The sequence below is a fragment of the Finegoldia sp. BIOML-A2 genome, assembly GCF_009678315.1.
Taxonomy (GTDB): Bacteria; Bacillota; Clostridia; order Tissierellales; family Peptoniphilaceae; genus Finegoldia; species Finegoldia magna.
This window is the reverse complement of record NZ_WKZE01000024.1, coordinates 1-1,035: the sequence shown is the minus strand read 5'-3', so window position 1 is coordinate 1,035 and position 1,035 is coordinate 1. Positions and strand designations below refer to the sequence as shown.

The window sequence follows — 1,035 nt, the reverse complement described above, 5'->3', positions numbered from 1 at the left end:
AGTTTATCAGCCCGCGTCCATGCGTGTGATAAATTACAGGCTTGACTTGAATATATACTGTGTTACTGATACAAGTATAAATCTAGGCAATAATTAGTGCATACCAGCAGAATTGGTTGCTTTATGAATACATACATATTTAGCTTTGCTGGTGAGAAAAACATTTACAAGACGATCACGTGTGAGTCACTTTCAGATGCACGAAATCAAGCGGTAAAGTACTTGGCTTCGTATCTTATTGATCATCCGGGTTTTGCGGATGATGGGCATTGGCGGGTTAACGTGGAAGACGAGGCTCATAACGAGCTTTTTCACGTGATCGTCGCAACGGTAACCTCCCGGCATGCAAAGCGACTCAGCCAGTCTGCAGATCTATAACTGGCTTTGACGTTACTGAAGGTCGGTGCCGATCGGGACGTTGGTATGTCCCGATCGGCGTAACAATGCCGTTAGCCTGCGGCGGAGCGTGGCGCCTTGGCAGGGCGATAGCGTAGCGCACCACCGATAACCCCAAAGCCCATAAGCATAATTACCCAGCTTTGCGGTTCTGGTACCGCCTGTGCCATCGTCAGCCCAAACTTGCGGTCCATGTCTTTGTAGCCGGCGGCTTGCACAGCGGCTGTTACATGTACTCCGTCAAATGAGAAGAAGCCTGCGCACCCGGTCGCTTGCGCGCCTGCTGCAACACAGTTGGTGTCGAAGCGTAGCGGAGGGAGATCGAGCGAAGCCGGATCGGTGAGAGCGCGCTGGTTGAGATCGTTAAGACTGTATTGAAACAGATCCGTGCCCGCGCTCAGCGTCAGGCCTTTGAGTGCGGTGGCGAGGTAGCCATTAGCTTCGATCGTCAGCGGATCGCCTGCCATAGGGAAATCGGTGAAGAGGATGTTTCGAGCGCCAAGGTTATTGAGCTCTTGGATCCTGCTTACATATTGCTGGGCAGCTGCCTGCAGATAGCTGCTGATATCCGGGTATGACCCGGTCGCGCCTACAGGGCCAAACACCCCTTTTGCGCCAAAGACGTCGTTGCCGCCAAAG

1 protein-coding gene is annotated in these 1,035 nt (G+C 52.6%); it reads right to left on the bottom strand.

Translation table 11 applies throughout. From position 1 onward, the window contains the following. Positions 1–449: 449 nt before the first annotated feature. Positions 450–1,035, bottom strand: a 586-nt coding sequence (locus GKF99_RS08520; RefSeq protein ID WP_154273154.1) for a PEPxxWA-CTERM sorting domain-containing protein, incomplete at its 5' end; no start/stop codon positions are given.